This is a genomic window from Burkholderia lata (assembly GCF_902499335.1).
GTDB classification, from domain to species: Bacteria; Pseudomonadota; Gammaproteobacteria; order Burkholderiales; family Burkholderiaceae; genus Burkholderia; species Burkholderia lata_B.
This window is the reverse complement of sequence record NZ_CABVQK010000001.1, coordinates 122594-137538: the sequence shown is the minus strand read 5'-3', so window position 1 is coordinate 137538 and position 14945 is coordinate 122594. Positions and strand designations below refer to the sequence as shown.

Below are 14945 nucleotides of genomic sequence, written 5' to 3'. Positions count from 1 at the left end.
CGTCGCGCGTGACGCTCAGCAACGCGTGCGGCCGTGCTGCTCGATGACGGCTGCGAGCTGTCTCGTCGCGGCCTCGATCGTCGCGTCGTTCAACCCGGCGTATCCCAGCACGAAGCCGTTGTACGGCCGGCCGTCGCCGACCCGGTAGCTGCTCAGCGGCTGAAGCAGCAGGCCCTGTGCGGCCGCGGCGCGGGCGACGTCGGTATCGTGCAGCGGCATCGCGAGATCCGCCGACAGGTGCATGCCGCCCGGGCTTTCGCGAACGCTCAGCACGTTGCCAAGGTGGCGGGCGAGTGCCGCTTCGAGGCTGCTCCGCCGCTCGGCGTACAGCGTCCTCATCCTGCGCAGGTGCCGCGCGAAGAGGCCGGTGTCGATGAATTCGGCCATCGCCAGTTGATCGGCCGAATGACCGCGATGGACGAGTTCGCGCAGCGTTCTGGTGAAGCGTTCGACCAAAACCGGCGGAACCACCATGAAGCCGAGCCGCAGGGCGGGAAACATCGTCTTGCTGAAGGTGCCGAGATAGCAGACCGGTGCGTCGGCATGCAAGCCCTGGATCGCGGGTAGCGGCTGGCCGCCGTGGCGGAACTCGCTGTCGTAGTCGTCCTCGATGATCCAAGCGCCGCACGCACGTGCGTGCTCGACGAGCGCAGCTCGTCGCCGGGGGCTCATCAGCGCGCCGAGCGGGTATTGGTGCGATGGTGTCGTGTAGATCAGCCGGGGCGGCCGGGTGCGCCACTGTTCGTCGGTTGGCGCCATCCCTTCGTGGTCGACCTCGATCGGCACCAGATCCAGCCCGGTCGAGCGGAATGCGGTTCGGGCGCCGTTGTAGCAAGGGTTCTCGAGCCAGCCATATTCACCGGGATTCGCCAGCATGCGCGCGCACAGTTCGAGGCTGCTTTGCGTGCCGTCGGTGATGAATACCTGGCCAGTTTCGCAGCGCACGCCTCGCGAGACCCGGATGTAGGCGGCCACGGCACGCCGTAACTCGGGCAGTCCTTCGACCGGGCCGTAGGCGAGCTGCGCGGGCTTGATGACTTTCCATGCGCGCTCGATGCAGCGGCGCCATTGGGCAATGGGGAATTCATCGAGCGAAGGGAGGCCGGGAACGAACGGCAGCATGCGTTCGGGTTCCGGATCGGCGTTCTCCAGCCCGTGCACGCGCTCGGACAATTGAACCGGGGCCGGGCCGCTTTCGAGCCCTGCGCTGGAACGGCCGCATCCATCCCATAGCGTGACCGTTCCGTTGCGCGTGGCCGCCACGAAGCCTTCCTCGGCAAGGCGCTCATACGCGTACACCGCCGAGTTGCGCGCGATGCCCAGCTCCGCCGCGAGCACGCGCGTCGACACGAGCCGCGTGCCGGGCGGGATGTGCCCGTCCAGCAGCAGGTTGCGCAGGCTCCGGTAGAGGGCTTCCTGCTGGCTGTGGCGTGTCGTGCCGTCCTGTCTGGAAAGCGATGAGATGAGCAGCGCGAGATCCATGGGCTGGTTCTAGAATTTTTCGTTGAGCTGGTTCTTTTGAAGATTCGACGCGCGTCGTATCGTTCACGTTCTCGCGGTGCCGGCCGGCGCGCGGTATTTCCGGCGATCGTCACGGATAGCGGCACGCGCGTATTTTGATCGATCTGGCAGGCGATTGTCGATGGGCCGATCGACCGGTCGACCGGTCGATCAGGCGTGGAAGCCGTAGCGTTCGATTCGATTAACTTCGTAGTGCAAATATATTCAGAGTGGATGCCTGCATCTTTCCGGAATGTGGGCCGCTCGATGCGCGCAAGGGCGCGCAAACAGGAAAGCGAAACATGAAAGACCATGCCGTCATCTCTTCCACATCCCGCACCACCATTCGCCGCTTGCCGGAACTGGCGAACCACGATCGCGCGATGCTGCATCGCATCGTGGACGCGGCCTACGTCTGCCACATCGCGTTCGGCGCAGGCGAGGACACGCACTGCATTCCAACTGCGCACTGGCGACGCGGCGATGACCTTTATATTCACGGGTCCAACGGCAGCCGGATGATCAAGGCGCTGTCGGCAGGCGCACAGGCCTCCGTCGCGATTACGTTGCTGGACGGTCTCGTGTTGGCCAGGTCGGCCTTCAACCATTCGATGAATTATCGATCCGCGGTGATCTACGGGCGGTTCGACATCGTGGAGGGCAGTGGGGACAAGCTCGTGGCGCTGGGTGCATTGATGGACAAGATCGCACCGGGTCGCAAGCATGACGCGCGGCCCGGCAACGAGAAGGAACTCAATGCGACCAGCGTGCTGCGGATTGCCCTTGCGGAAGCCGCCGTGAAAGTCAGCGATTCGATGCCGTCCGACAAGGACGAAGATCTTGCGCTCGCTGTCTGGACGGGAATCCTGCCGCTGACGACGAAGCGCGGTGAGCCGGTTCATGCCGATGGCAACATGCCGGTGCCGGACTACGTTCGCAACTGGGCCGAGTGAGTTGCGCTGCAAGGCCGCGCGGTATTGAGAAAAACGGCGGCGCGAGGTGTTGGGGGGCGCTGGTTTCGCTGGCCGGCAGCGCGAATGCCGCGCTGCCGTGACGGGGGGGCGTTTCACTCGGTACGGTGCTCATGCTCCTCGTGCGGCGGATGCGACTCCGCAGGGTGCGGATGCGGTGCGAGCGCGTGCTCGGTGGTCGGTTGCCGCGGCTGCGGCGCCGCGCGTTCCTGCGGTTGCGCGTCGTTGCGAGGCGGCGTTTCCTTGTGCAGTTGCTGCTGAGCTTCGTTGCGTTGCTGCATGGCTTCGCGCTGCTGTTGCTGCGCCGCATTGCGTTGCTGCATCTCCTCGCGCTGCTGTTGCTCCGCTGCGTTGTGTTGCTGCATTTCTTCGCGTTGGTGTAGTGCTTCGTTACGCTGCTGTTGCTGAATTTGCTGTTGTTGTGCAATCACGCGATTTTCCTGCGCGGCATGCTCCTGCTGCAGCGCTTGCTGCCGCTCCTCGCGCATCGCGCCGGGCGCATGTTGCGCCGGTGTTTCGGCATGCGGTTCGTTCGCACGGTTCTGCGCGAACGCGTCGGGCGATGGGCGCGCGCCAGGGCGCGCGTCGTTCGCGCCGAAGTGCGGCATCGTCATCGGCATGGCGCCCGGGCGTTGCTCCATGGCCTGCCCGCGCATCGGCTCCGCGCCCGGCTGCATCGTGTTGCGTTCGATCGTCGTGTTCGTCGTGTTGTTGGTGACGTTGCCGCCGTAGTTGTTCGTGATGCGCGTGTTGCGGATGTTGGTGATGTTGTTGATCACGGTGGTCGACTTCGACACGTACGTGGTGTGGTTGTACACCACGGCCGGGCGCTGCCAGCCGCCGTTCCAGCGGGGGCCTTCCGGATGCGGCGCGCCCCAGTTCATACCCCATGCATGCCAGCCCCAGTCGTGGTGCCCGAAGATCGCGGCGCCGACGGCGATGCCGACGCCGAACGTGATCACGCCGGCGGCAACGACTTCACCGGTGCTGTATGAAGGCGGCCGATACATGTAGCCGGGGTAGGACGAAACCGGCTCGCCGTAAACGACCGTCGGGTTGTAAGACGGAACATAGACGACATCGGGCTGTGCGGATTCGATCTCGATGGCCTGCGCGGGCGGCGGCACGATCGCCGGCCCGGCGTAGACCACGGGCGCGTCGGTGGCCGGCGTATAGCCGGACGGTGCGGCCTGCGCGACTTGCGTGACCCGCATCTGGCCGCCCGAGCGGAGATGGCCGGACGTCTGCGCGCGCTGGCGCATCGCCTGGATCGCGTTCATCACGTCGGTCGGATCGTTGTAGTACGCGTGGCCGAGCGACGTGGTCCAGGCCGGGTTCGACGCCATCTGCGACAACACCGCGGGGAACGCGGTCAACGCCTTGACCGACGGGTCCCACGGCTGCGTATCGGTGGCGGTTGCGAGTGCCTGCCCCTTCAACGACGGATTCTGCATGACCCAGTTGTTGGCGGCCGTGACCTGGTCCGGGTATGTTGCACCCGCAAGCACCAGTGCGACGAGTTTGTCGGGGAAGAGTGCGATCGGCGCAACCATCTGGTAGAGCTGGTCGGCAGTCGGCGGTGTGTAGGCGACGGGCGTCGATGCGGGCTGTGCCGCCGCGGCCGCACTTGCATCGCTGGCCGGAGCGGCGGCGCTGCTGTCCCCGTTCTTGTTGCAGGCCGAGAGGCCGAGCAGCGACACGATGAGGGACGACGCGATCAGCGTCCTGACGGGGCGGTGTGCACGTGTGTTGGTCATGTTGTGCGTTCGGTGTGGAGTCGGCGTTGGCAGATATGCGGGCCGCGCGATCGGCTTGAGCACTGTGCCGCGACCGTTTGCACATGCTCCGGAGGCATCGGCCGGAGCAGGCGGCAAGGTCGTGTTCGCATGGTGTTTGTCCCGCGACGAATCGATATATCCAGTTAAACGCACGACACGCGCGGAAGTTGTCCGGGTGTTGTGTAACAGTATGTGTACCTTGCAGTCCGTAAGCGGGTTGGCACTGCCCGGGTAAGGGTCATGAAAGTTGCTTGCGCAACTATTGAAAGGTCGACAAGTGCGTCGCTGCGCCTGATGCTCGCTCCGCGAGATTACGTGAACGCAAAAAAACCGCGAAGGCTTTGCAGCCTTCGCGGGTTGTTCAAACGATTCCATCCGGTTCCATGCGTGCGCGACGGCGCGCACGCGGAACCGGTGCGTTCATCGATCCATCAGCGTGCGAAATCCGACGTGCTCTGGATGAACGTGTTCAGCTTCGAGATGTTCACGCTGCCGAAGCCCGTCGTTGCATCCCAGCCGGCCTTCGCCTTGTAGCCGTAGGTGCCGCTGCCGTTGTTGCCGGACGTGACGTCGTGCAGCAGCGCCGCGTTGCTCGGGAAGTACTTGTAGATGCTCGACGCAGGGAACCCGAGCGCGTTGTTGTTCGCGGACTGCAAGCGCGCCCAGATGCCCGTGAAGATCGGCGCGGCGAGGCTCGTGCCGCCTTCGTTGTTCAGATAGCCCGAGCCCCACAGCGTGTCGGACGTCTGGCCGTTCACGACGAGAATCGCGCCGGTGCGCAGGTCCGCATCGAAGCCGACGTCAGGCAGTGCGCGCTTGGTCGATCCGGTGAGGCTCGACGATTGCCACGACGGCGCGGCTTCGTACTTGCTGTACCCGCCGCCCGTCGACCACACCGTGCCCGGCTGCCAGCTCGGGTCGTTCCACACGATCTCGCTGTTGTACGCGTTGGTCGATGTATTCGTGAACAGCGTCGTGCCGCCCACCGCGATCACGTACGGCGACGTTGCCGGTTCGCTCACCGTGTAGGTCGAGCGCGACGGCGTGCCGCTCGCGCATTCGTACGCGCCGTGATCGCCGGCGGATACCGAGAAGGTCTGCCCCTGCGCGACCGCTTGCTTGAATATGGTGTCGTCGGTTGCCTGCGAGCCGGTGCTGTTCGCGGACGATTCGCACACGCCGAGCGACACGTTGATCACCTTCGCGACATTGTCGGTCACGGCCTTGTTGTACGCGGCGGTGATCGCCGTGAGCGTCATCGACGGTGCGACGTAGAACACGACCTGATTCACGCTGCCGCCGGCCGCGCCGACGATCGACTGGCTGTCGAGGTTCCATTCGACGGTGCCGTCGGTGTCGGTGTACGAGCTGCCGGACGGGCCCGTCTTCACGATGCTGCTGCTGATCGAGCCGAGGCTGTTGTTCGAGGCGAACGTATTGAGGTCGCTCACCGTCTGCGACAGGTCGCCTTCGGAGATGATGCCGACGGTGGTCTGCGAGGCCGTCGGCGTGCCGTCGCCGCCGTAGATCGACGAGAATTCGGTCGGGTTGTGCGGCACGGCCGATGCGCCGGCCGGAATCGTCAGGTTGCTGGTGTTGCCTTGCGGCTGGCTGCCCGCGCCCGTGTGCATCAGCTCGACGTTCTGCAGGCCCAGCACCGAACCCACGACGCCGCCGATCGCGTTCGGCACTTGTGCGGCGTCGGTATTCGCGTAGACGCTGCGACCGTTGCGCGTGAAGCGCTTGAGCGTCGTGCGGAACGCGGACTTGATGGTGGCTGCGGTACCGGACGCGGAGACCAGCAGGCGGTTCGGCGCGACCACGATGTTCACGAAGCCTTCCTTGCGCAGATGCGCGACGACCGAGGCGACCTGCTGGTCGGTCGGCGCATATTGCGCCGCGAACTGTGCCGGCGTGAGGAACTGCCGGTAGTGCGGCGAACCAGGCGTATGCAGGTCGTGCAGGTATTGGTCGAGTTGCGCCTCGTTGCGCAGGTTCAGCCCGAGCACGATGTCCACCGATTCGCCCGGCGCCATCTCGATTGCTGCCGTTGCAGCAGCAGCCGTGCTCGCGGCCGGCGCGCCGGCCGTACCGGCTTCGCTCTGCTGCACGAGCGGCAGGAAGCCCTTGGTGTGCGTTTCCGTCCAGCCGGCCGCAGGCGCGGCGTAGGCGGTCGCCATGCCGAACGACGCGGCTGCTGCTGCGGCGAATGCGAGCTTGACGAGGCGAATATGCTTTTGTTTCTTGTCTGCAACCTGATTCATTTGAATTACCCCTCCGGTTGAACATCGAACAGCACGAACAACAACGGTCGACAGCGGCGCGGGTCATGCACCGCCGATTTCTGTCGCACGCGTGCGGATGGCACGGACGCGACAGGGCCTTTCGCCCGATCCGGAAAGGTGTTTTTTCTCCGGGGGCGAAATACGGAAAGCGCGGTAACGGGAAGGTTGCGCCGCGAAACGACGCAACTGCGCCGGGCATGGCGCGGGCGGGATTGCTAGAGCAACAGCTTCGGTGTCCTGCTCATTTGGTTCGATCCTTCGGCCCGCTGCCGGATGGCAGTTGTCCAATGAGATGCATCGGGATGTTGCATGCGCCGGCGCGCGAACGATACAGCCGGCGGCGAGCACTTCGGTGCGGCGGAAGCGAAAAAACGTAGAGCGGAAACGATTGCGTGGAGAGCAATTCGTCAGATTGCTTGCATCGGACGGTATCAAGAACGAAAGCGAGGTGTCAAACTTTTTTTGATTATATGAAACTAAATTAAAGCGAATAAGTGCAATGTTTTTGAAAACATTGGCAGTGTTTTGTAATATTCGAAGCCCACAAAGAAAGTAATGGCGAATGCGATTTGCTGATCATTTCTGGTTCCTCGCGTAATAGAGGCGCATTTGGCCGATCGTGTTCGAGGCGTGACTCGAATCGCAGGGACGCGGCGGAGAAAGTCGAGTCCGCGGGCAGCAGGAAGTGGGGCATGAAGTCGCGAGGTGTTCGACGTTTCGCATGCCGCCCCAGTCAACGAGGATCGAATCTGACGTGATCGATAAAGAAAGGCTTTGCATCGAAGTGCCCGCAACCTGGAACGCCACGCTGGCAGATTGCCGATGGACGCGACAGACGGAAGGGCAGTCGGATGCCGCGGTGTTCCGGCTCGATGCGCAAGACGGATCGTGCCGGTTCGTCAAGACCGAACCGGCGGGACCGCTGGGCGAACTGAGCGACGAGGCGGCGCGACTGCGTTGGCTGGCGACGACGGGTTCGCCGGGCGCGCAGGTGCTCGAGGTGGCATCGGCGGCGGGGCGCGAGTGGATGCTGCTGAGTGCCGTGTGCGGCGAAAATCTCGAAGTCGCGCCGCTCGGGCCGGCGGAGAAGGTGGCGATCATCGCCGACGCGCTGCGTGCGCTGCATCGGCTCGATCCGGCAACCTGTCCGTTCGATCATGGTGCCGAGTCTCGTATCGCGCGCGCCCGTGCACGGATGAACGCGGGGCTCGTCGACGAGGACAACCTCGATGAGGCGAATATGGGCGTGTCGCTCGACGAACTGTTTGCCAGGCTTCGGGCGAGCCGGCCGTCGATCGAGGACAGGGTCGTTACGCACGGCGACGCGTGCCTGCCCAACTTCATGGTCGAAAACGGTCGCTTCTCGGGCTTCATCGACTGCGGACGCCTCGGCGTGGCCGATCGCTATCAGGATTTGGCGCTGGCAGCGCGTGATATCGAAGCAGATCTCGGCAGTGAATGGGTCGCGCCTTTCTTTACCCGGTACGGAATCGAGCAGCCCGATCCGGGCCGGATCGCTTTCTACCGGCTGCTCGACGAGTTTTTCTGATTCCGCGGAGTGTCAGGGTGACGCAAGAGGACGTTTCCTTGTTCCTCCGCGTTACCGGAAACAAGCAGGAATCCTGCTCTTTACCGTTCCGCACCTGCATGCCGCAGCGCATCCTCGGCTTCCGTGTTCTCATGCGACCGCGCGAGTTGCAGCAGCGACTGGCCGCGCCGATCGACATGATCCGGATTCGCGCCACGCGCGACGAGGAGCGGGATCAGCTCGAATCGATTGAACAGCGTGGCAAATCCCAGCGCGGTTTCCCCGGCGCCGTTCGTCTGGTCGATCGGGCATTGCGTGTCGATCAGGCGCCGCGCGATGTCGGGTTCGTTCTTGAAGAGGGCGCCCATCAGTGCCGTGTTGCCGTGACGGTCGCCGGCGCATGCGTTTGCGCCGGCCGACAGCAGGTAGTCGAGCGCGGCTGGCTGGCCATCGTAGGACGCGAGTATCACGGCCGTAAAGCCGTGGCTGTCGGTGGCGTCGACGGGATAGCCGGCGTCGTGCAGTGCACGCAGGATGTCGACCCGTCCGACACGGGCGGCGTCGAACCAGTCGCCGTCGTAGCGGCGCAGCGCGGCAGGGTCGGCACGCGTATACGCTGGCCGGTCGGGAAGGTGCGCGCAACCGGCGAGTGCGGCCAGCGCCAGGATTGCTGCGGTCGAGCGGATCGCGCGCGTCAGGCGTTTGGATTGCATGAGGATGTCCTGATGGTTGTCTAAGGTCGACGTGCGCGGCGCAACCCCGCACGTCGACAGCGACCGGCGTCGCGGGATCAGTTCTCGCTCAGTTTTGCCGCGAGCGCTTGCACTTGACCGACGTCGGCGTGAACGGCCTGCGCGAGACGCGTGCCGTAGTCGGCATCGGCCTTGTAGAAGTAAGACAGCATCGCGTATTGGTTGTGCGCGTTCGTTACCTTGCCGAGATCGCCGGACAGCGCGGTGATCAGGTCGTCCCTGTCCTGCTGCGACAGGCTGCGGTAGTACTCGCCCGCCTGACGGAACCGCAGCTTCTTGTGGATCGCTTCCTGTTGCGTCGTTCCGCCGAGCGTCATGCGTACGGACTTGTACTGCGGATTCGGCGCGAGTTCATGCAGCGTCGACGGTTCGTAGTTCACCTCGCCCTTGCGGTCACCGGCGTTCATCTTGCCGTCCTGGTTGTTGTTGACCACCGGCACGACGGGCCGGTTGATCGGCAGGTCCATGTAGTTCGCGCCGAGCCGGTACATCTGTGTGTCGGCGTACGCGAACAGGCGGTCCTGCAGCATCCGGTCTTCGGACGGCTCGATACCCGGCACGAGTCGCGACGGCGCGAACGCCGACTCCTCGGTCGACTGGAAGTAGTTGTCGGGCACGCGGTTCAGCGTCATCGTGCCGATCTTGCGCTCGGGCACGCCGGCCCAGACCTTCGTGTCGTCCAGCGCATCGAAGTCGAACCGGTTCAGGTCCTGCGGGGTGAGCACCTGCACGTACAGATCCCACTTCGGGAAGTCGCCTTGCTTCAGCGCGCCGTACAGGTCGTTCGTCATCATGTTCCAGTCGCGCCCGATCGATGCGTCGATGTCTTGCGGACGCAGGCCGTGTACGCCTTGCTGGCTTTTCCAGTGGAACTTCACGTAGTGCACGTCGCCGTGCGCATTGACGAACTTGAACGCGTGCACCGCGAAGCCGTCCATGTGACGATACGAATCGGGCATGCCCGCGTTCGTGTACAGCATCGTCAGCATGTTCGTCGCTTCGGGCGTGTTCGCGAAGAAGTCGAAGGCGAGGTTCGGATCCTGCACGCCGGTCACGGCACTCGGCTTGTTCGCGTGAACGAAGTCGGGGAACTTGATGCCGTCGCGAATGAAGAACACGGGCCAGTTGATGCCGACCATGTCCCAGTTGCCCTGTTGCGTATAGAACTTCACCGCGAAGCCGCGCGGATCGCGGGCCTGTTCGGGCGAGCCGCGATAGCCCATCACGGTGGAGAAGCGCACGAATACCGGCGTGCGGGTGCCGGGTGTGAAGACCTTCGCTTTCGTCAGGTTCGAGATGTCGGCGGTCGGCACGAACTCGCCGAATGCACCGGTGCCGCGTGCATGCACGACGCGCTCCGGAATGCGTTCGCGATCGAAGCGCTGCAGTTTCTCGATGAGTGCGGAGTCTTGCAGAAGCACGGGGCCGGCAGGGCCGGCGGTCTGCGAATTCTCGTTGTCGCCGACGGGGGCGCCCGTGTCTCGAGTGAGTTCGGCGGCATGGGGGGACGCGGAAAGTGCAACGCAGATCGCGGCGACTGCGTGTCTCAGCACGCGATTGGAGGATGAGGACATGACGATGGAACTCCTTGAATCCGATCGGTGGTGGGGAAGCCGACTGAATTAGAAGAGATCGTCAGACGATTGGCTAATTGATATTGGATATGTTTTCGATAGCCGCGCCGTCGATGCGGTGCCAGCCCGGTTGCTATCGGTGCCGATGGTGAATATTGTTGCGCGCGCAAATAGTTGTTGCATCGCGCATCGTGAAGCGATCCATGCTCGTCGAGCCCGGACGCATTGAAAATTCGACACCTTGCGCGGGTTTTGCGATCCGCATTTCAAGCATCGGTGCCGCAGTAGCGCCGACAATCCCGGCCGTGTGGCACCGATCCAATCGACGTCAACCTGCGCCAGTCTGCCATCCGAGCCCGAGGCTCTTCTGCAGCGACACATAGTCCTTGATCAGTTCGGCTTGCCCGGCAATCACGTTCTGCTGCGCGGACAGCGCTTCGCGTTGCGTATCGAGCAGGTCGATCATCGATGCGACGCCCGCGCGATAGCGCTCGTCCATCAGCGATCGGGAATGCACGGCCGATGTCTGCACCTTGGCGAGCGCGACGACGTGCTCGCGCTGGTGCCCGTAGCGCTGCAACGCCGTGTTGGCATCCTGCAAGGCACCCAGCACCGCCTTCTGATAGTTCGCTTCCGCTTCGTCACGCGACGCTTCGGCCGCGCGCACCGCGCCGCGCGTGCGCCCGAAGTCGAGAATGTTCCATTGCAGATACGGCGCGCCAACCCACGTGAAGTTCTGCTTGCGGAACAGGTGGCCCGGGTCGGTCGCGCTGAAGCCGAGATCGCCGAGCAGCGTCACTTTCGGGAAATAATCGGCGACGTGCTCGCCGATCTGCGCATTGCTCGATGCGAGCCGGCGTTCAGCCGCGCGAATGTCGGGGCGCTGCTTCAGCAGCGCAGCGGGATCGCCGATCGCGACGCTGCCGGGCAGCGTCGGCAGCGGCGTGTCCGGTGTCGACAGTGCTGCGTCGAGCGCACCGGGCGCGCGGCCCGTCAGGATCGCGAGCCGGTCGAGCGATTCCGTCACCTGCGCGTCGAGCGGAATCAGCGATGCGCGCGTGTTTTCGACCTGTGTCGTCAGGCGTTCGATGTCGACATCTGCGGCGACGCCGCGCGCGCGGCGCTGCTGCGTGAGGTCGAGCATCTCCTGCTGCAACTCGGCGGTGCGGCGCGACAGCGCGAGCCGCTGCTGCTGGTCGCGCAGATCGACGTACGCGTTCGCGACTTCGGCCGTGATCGACACTTGCGTATCGGCGAGGTCGGCGTCGACCGCTTCCGCCTGTGCGGACGCGGCTTCGACCGCGCGGCGCGTGCCGCCGAACAGGTCGATTTCCCAGGTCGCGTCGAAGCCTGCCGAATAGAGCTGCAGCGGGCCCGAGCCACCCAGCGACGGCGATGTTCCGCCCGACTGGCTCGATCCGTTCGACGGCAGCAGCGAACCGAGTGCGCTAACGTCCGGCTCGCGCATGCGGATGGCGGCGACGGTGGCCGACGATTTCGGCAACTGCGCCGCGCGCTGTTGCGAGAGCTGCGCACGCGACGCGCGCAAGCGTGCCTGCGCAGCGTGCAGATCGGGGTTGTACGCGAGCGCGGCGGTGATCAGGTCGTCGAGCTGGCGATCGTTGAGCCTGTGCCACCACGCGCTCGGCGCGGGTGCAGTGGTATCGACGCCGGAGGCAGGCGCGCGCACGAAAGTCGGCGCATCCGGTGCGGCGGGCGCGCCGCGGTAGTCGGGGCCGACCGTGCAGCCGGCAAGCAGGCACGCGGCCGCGCACAGCATGAGCGCGGGGCGGCGGGGCAGGGAGAAGGGTTTCATCGCGTAAGACGGTTCAGTGGCCGGACGACATCGGCTGCGGCCCGCGCGGCGTTCTCAGCAGCAGCGCGAGCGGCACGCAGGCGAGCAGTGCGAGGCCCAGCAGATAAAAAGTTTCGGAGTAGGTCATCACGACGGCCTGGATCTGGATCTGCTGCGCCAGCTGTCCGAGCGCGCGCATGTTCGAATACGCGAGGTCGCCGGTGTGCGCGAACCAGTTGGCCGCGTAGGCCGACAGCCGGTCCTGCCCGATCAGCGAGTTCGCCGTCACCGATTCGCGGAGCGCGGCCGTATGGAAGGTCGTGCGCCGGTCGATCACGGTGCCGATGATCGCGAGCCCGATCGAGCCGCCGAGATTGCGCGCCATGTTGTAGAGCCCGGCCGCATCGCCCGAGTCTTCGCGCGCGACGGCCGCCATCGATGCCTGGTTGAGCGGCATCATCGCGAGCATCTGCGCGACGCCGCGGATCAGTTGCGACCAGACGAAGTCGTGGCCGACGCTCTGCGCGGTCAGGCTGATGTCGAGCATGCAGCTCAGGCAGAACAGGAGCAGCCCCGAGATCACGAGGATGCGGAAATCGACCTTGCCGAGCAGGCGCGGCAGGATCGGCATCACGAGAAAGGCGGGCAGCCCCGACAGCAGCATGATCGCGCCTGCCTGTTCCGCGTTGTAGCCGGCGACGATCGCGAGGAACTGCGGCAGCAGGTAGGACACGCCGTACAGCCCGGCACCGACCGCGGACACGATCACGATCACGCTCGCGTAGCGCGGGTTGCGCATCAGCGACAGCCGCATGATCGGTCGCTTCGCGAAGATCTGCGACAACGCGATCAGGATCATCCCGGCGAGCGACACGATGCTCAGCATGACGATCATCTGCGATTCGAACCAGCGTTCACGCTGGCCTTCCTCGAGCACGACGGTCAGCGAGCTCAGCCCGATCGCGAGGCCGAAGATTCCGAGCCAGTCCGCGTTCAAGAATGAGTGCCATTGCGGGCGGTCCGACGGCAGCCCGAACACCAGCAGCGCCATCAGCAGCAGGCACACCGGCAGGTTCAGGAAAAAGCACCAGCTCCAGTTCACGTTTTCCGCGAGCCAGCCGCCGAGCACGGGGCCGAACAGCGGCCCGAGCAGCACGATCAGGCCGAACAGCGTCATGCCGACCGGCAACTGCGACAGCGGCAGCCGCGTGCGGATGATGGTCTGCGCGGTCGGGATCAGCGCACCGCCGGTGAAGCCCTGGCCGATCCGGCCGGCGATCATCATCGGCAGCGAATGCGACCAGCCGCACATCATCGAGAACGCGATGAACAGCGCGGAGTTCGTCAGCAGGAAATTGCGCAGCCCGAACACGCGCGTGAGCCATGCCGCGAGCGGGATCATCACGATCTCGGACATCAGGTAGCCGGTCGAGATCCACGTGCCTTCGGTGCCGGTCGCGCCGATTTCGCCCTGGATCTGCGGCAGCGCGGAGTTCGTGATCGAGATGTCGAGCGTCGCCATCAGCGCGCCGAGCGCGCCGGCCGCGACCGCGATCCAGTCGGTCACGCTCGCGCGGCCTTCGTGCGGCGGCACGGGCATCGTGGCGGACGGTTCAGCCATGATGCGTCTCGTCGCGGGCCGAGCGCGTATCGATGTCGACCGTCACCGACAGCCCCGGCAGCAGCATGCGCTGCGCGCGGGCGTTCGCGGCGAGGCGGATGCGCACCGGCACGCGCTGGACGATCTTCGTGAAGTTGCCGGTCGCATTCTCGGGCGGCAGCAGCGCGAACTGCGCGCCCGTGCCGGGTGCGAAGCTGTCGACGACGCCGGACAGCGCACCGTCCGGCAGCGCGTCGACGTGCAGTTCGACGGGCTGGCCGATACGCATGTTGGTGATCTGCGTTTCCTTGAAGTTCGCGACGAGGTAGATCGAGTCGACGGGCACGACGGTCAGCAGGCGCGTGCCGGGCTGCACGTATTGACCGACGCGCACCGTGCGATCGCCGACGCGGCCGGCGAGGGTGCTGCGCACGATCGTGTTGTCGAGATCGAGCTGCGCCTGCGCGGCGCTGGCCTGCGCGGCTTCGAGCTGCGCGTGCGCCTGCTGGAGCTGCGCGGTGAACGACGCGATCTGCGTGCGCGCGGCAGCGATCGACGCATTGTTCGCGGCGAGCGTCGCCGCCGCCTGATCGCGCGTGCTCTTCAGGTCGGCCACGCGTTCGTGCGTTTCCGCGCCGGTCGCCGCGAGCGGCGCATAGCGAGAGTATTCGTCGCTGGCGTGCTGCGCATTGATGCGCGACACCTTCGCCTGCGCGTCGGCCTGTTCGAGATTCGCATGCTGCTGGCTGATGTCGGCCTCGGCGCGTGCGATATCCGCGCGGCGCGCGTCGACGGTCGCAAGCGATTGTGCAAGCGCGACCTGGTACTGGCGGACATCGAGCCGCACGAGCGGATCGCCGGCCTTCACGGCCTGGTTGTCGCGCACATACACGTCGGTCACGTAACCGGCGACCTTCGGCGCGGCGGTCATGCTGTCCGCCTGCAGGTACGCGTCGTTGGTGCTTTCGATGAAGCGGCCGACGGTCCACCAGCGGCCGAGCCAGACGGCGCCGCCGATGGCCGCGAGCACGGCGACGACGAGCAGGACGCGCCGCTTCGAGCGGTTGCCGTTTCGCGGTTTTGTTCCGTTTTCCTGACGATTTGCTTTCTGTGGAGAGTCTTGCAGCGTCGACATGCTGGCATCCAATTTATTCCAAGTGGA

Annotated in this window: 10 protein-coding genes; 2 read left to right on the top strand and 8 right to left on the bottom strand. The window is 65.1% G+C overall.

The window, feature by feature from the left end; translation table 11 throughout:
* Positions 1–15 precede the first annotated feature (15 nt).
* Positions 16–1482: a PLP-dependent aminotransferase family protein gene (locus tag BCO18175_RS00575; protein WP_174978926.1), complete on the bottom strand. Its 1467-nt coding sequence runs from the start codon at positions 1480–1482 to the stop codon at positions 16–18.
* A 320-nt stretch (positions 1483–1802) separates the two neighbouring features.
* Between BCO18175_RS00575 and BCO18175_RS00570 the strand changes: the two genes are divergently transcribed.
* Complete coding sequence (locus BCO18175_RS00570; protein WP_174978925.1) at positions 1803–2453, top strand: pyridoxamine 5'-phosphate oxidase family protein; 651 nt, start codon at positions 1803–1805, stop codon at positions 2451–2453.
* Between the two features lie 113 nt (positions 2454–2566).
* On the opposite strand, the gene BCO18175_RS00565 is transcribed toward BCO18175_RS00570, so the two are convergent.
* Both BCO18175_RS00565 and BCO18175_RS00560 read right to left on the bottom strand, forming a co-directional pair.
* Positions 2567–4228, bottom strand: coding sequence for a DUF3300 domain-containing protein (locus BCO18175_RS00565; RefSeq protein ID WP_174978924.1), 1662 nt, complete (start codon positions 4226–4228; stop codon positions 2567–2569).
* Positions 4229–4680: 452 nt separating this feature from the next.
* A complete protein-coding gene (locus BCO18175_RS00560; protein WP_174978923.1) occupies positions 4681–6513 on the bottom strand; it encodes a S53 family peptidase in 1833 nt (610 codons plus the stop codon).
* Between the two features lie 775 nt (positions 6514–7288).
* Between BCO18175_RS00560 and BCO18175_RS00555 the strand changes: the two genes are divergently transcribed.
* Positions 7289–8083: an APH(3')-II family aminoglycoside O-phosphotransferase gene (locus BCO18175_RS00555; protein WP_438820478.1), complete on the top strand. Its 795-nt coding sequence runs from the start codon at positions 7289–7291 to the stop codon at positions 8081–8083.
* 80 nt (positions 8084–8163) lie between these two features.
* Here BCO18175_RS00555 and BCO18175_RS00550 read toward each other — a convergent pair whose 3' ends face one another.
* From BCO18175_RS00550 to BCO18175_RS00530, 5 genes are all read right to left on the bottom strand, one after another.
* On the bottom strand, positions 8164–8775 hold the full coding sequence (locus BCO18175_RS00550; RefSeq protein ID WP_174978921.1) for an ankyrin repeat domain-containing protein: 612 nt from the start codon (positions 8773–8775) through the stop codon (positions 8164–8166).
* Between the two features lie 77 nt (positions 8776–8852).
* A complete protein-coding gene (locus BCO18175_RS00545) occupies positions 8853–10388 on the bottom strand; it encodes a catalase (protein ID WP_174978920.1) in 1536 nt (511 codons plus the stop codon).
* A 328-nt stretch (positions 10389–10716) separates the two neighbouring features.
* A complete protein-coding gene (locus BCO18175_RS00540; RefSeq protein WP_174978919.1) occupies positions 10717–12204 on the bottom strand; it encodes an efflux transporter outer membrane subunit in 1488 nt (495 codons plus the stop codon).
* Positions 12205–12217: 13 nt separating this feature from the next.
* Entirely contained in the window at positions 12218–13804 is a 1587-nt protein-coding gene (locus tag BCO18175_RS00535; protein ID WP_174978918.1) for an MDR family MFS transporter, read from the bottom strand.
* Complete coding sequence (locus tag BCO18175_RS00530; RefSeq protein ID WP_174978917.1) at positions 13797–14918, bottom strand: HlyD family secretion protein; 1122 nt, start codon at positions 14916–14918, stop codon at positions 13797–13799. Before BCO18175_RS00530 ends, BCO18175_RS00535 begins: the two co-directional genes overlap by 8 nt.
* Positions 14919–14945 lie beyond the last annotated feature (27 nt).